A 1,286-nucleotide genomic window follows, 5' to 3' on the forward strand; every position below is an offset into this window, starting at 1 on the left:
CCGGCCACCTGGGCGTGCCGTCGGGGCGTTCGGCCTGCGCGCGGGCACCGCTGCGACCGCCGTGGTCGTCGCGGTCGCCGGGGTGGTCGTCGCCGTCCTGCTCTTCGCGTCCTTCGCCGAGGTCATCTCGCTCTACGAGCGGTCCCACGCCGGCATCGTCGGCGGCGTCGCCCTGACGGTCGGACAGCGGCCGTGCTCGTCGTGACCGCCCGGATGGCACACTCCGAGCCGGACTTCCCGCACCACCCGCCCGTCGCGTGCCTCGCCCTCGTGGCCGTGGTCCTGACGACGGTCCTCGCCGAGCGGTCCCTCGGTTCGCTCCGGACCCTGGTCGTCGGGATCGGAGCGCCGCTCGTCGGTGTCCTCGCGACGCTGCTCACCGTCACCATCGGGTCGGCGCTGGGCGAGGCGCACGCCGAGTTCGCCGTCGGGCAACCGCTCTTCGCGCCGTCGATCGTGGCCACCGCCCTGCTCGGTGCCGCCTCGGCGACGATGCCCCCGCAGCGCCGCTGGCGCGTCCGTGCCGCCCTGTGGACCGTCGTCCTGACCCTCGTGCTCTTCGCCGGCCACGGGTCGGACCTGGCCCGTGCCCTCGCGACCCTGCTCGGGACCGCCGCCGGTGCCTGGATCGTCCGCCGCGCCTCCGAGCCCGCGCACCGCAGCACCGCCGTCACCGCCCGGACCGTCGTGGTGAGCGCCCTCATCGCGCTCGGTGCCGGGACCCTCGTGACGCCCGTCGTGCCCGACCCGGACGGCGTGCTCTCCCCGTTCGCCGACGCGATGCCGAACGGCTCCGTGGTCGTCGTCGGCGTCCTGCTGCTCCTCGCCGCCTGGCTCGTCCACCGCGGGCGTCGGGTCGGTGTCGCGCTGGCGATCGCCGTGCTGCTGACGCTCACCGTCGTGCTCGCCGACGTCTTCCTCATCGAGCCGGTCCAGGACGACGCCGTGCAGTGGCAGGGACTCGGCCTGGACGCGGTCGAGTGGCAGGTGACCCTGCTCGGGGCGTGGATCGTCCCCGCCGCCGTGCTGCTGGCCGTCGTCGTCCTCCGACCGCGACTCGTCCGGGCACGCTTCCGGGCCGCCGGTGCCGGGCGTGACGACCTCGTCTCGATGCTCCGCGACGGCGACGCCGGCACCCTCGGGCACATGGGCACCTGGCGCGGGAACGCGACCTGGACCCACCCGGGCGGGCTCGGTGCCGTGGCCTACCGGGTGCGCGGCGAGGTCGCCCTCGCCGTGTCGGACCCGGCGTGCGCCACCGCCGACCGCGCCGAGGTGCTCGCCGG

General features: G+C 76.0%; 1 protein-coding gene and 1 pseudogene. Both read left to right on the forward strand.

Going from position 1 to position 1,286, the window contains the following annotated elements:
- On the forward strand, window positions 1–205 hold a 205-nt coding region (locus I5E_RS25650), incomplete at its 5' end, for a cell division protein PerM (protein ID WP_042723937.1).
- Window positions 193–1,286, forward strand: a pseudogene (locus I5E_RS21925) (phosphatidylglycerol lysyltransferase domain-containing protein); the annotation flags it as partial. The gene I5E_RS25650 and the pseudogene I5E_RS21925, both read left to right, overlap by 13 nt.

The organism is Curtobacterium sp. B18 (genome assembly GCF_000333375.1).
In the GTDB taxonomy this organism is placed as follows: Bacteria; Actinomycetota; Actinomycetes; order Actinomycetales; family Microbacteriaceae; genus Curtobacterium.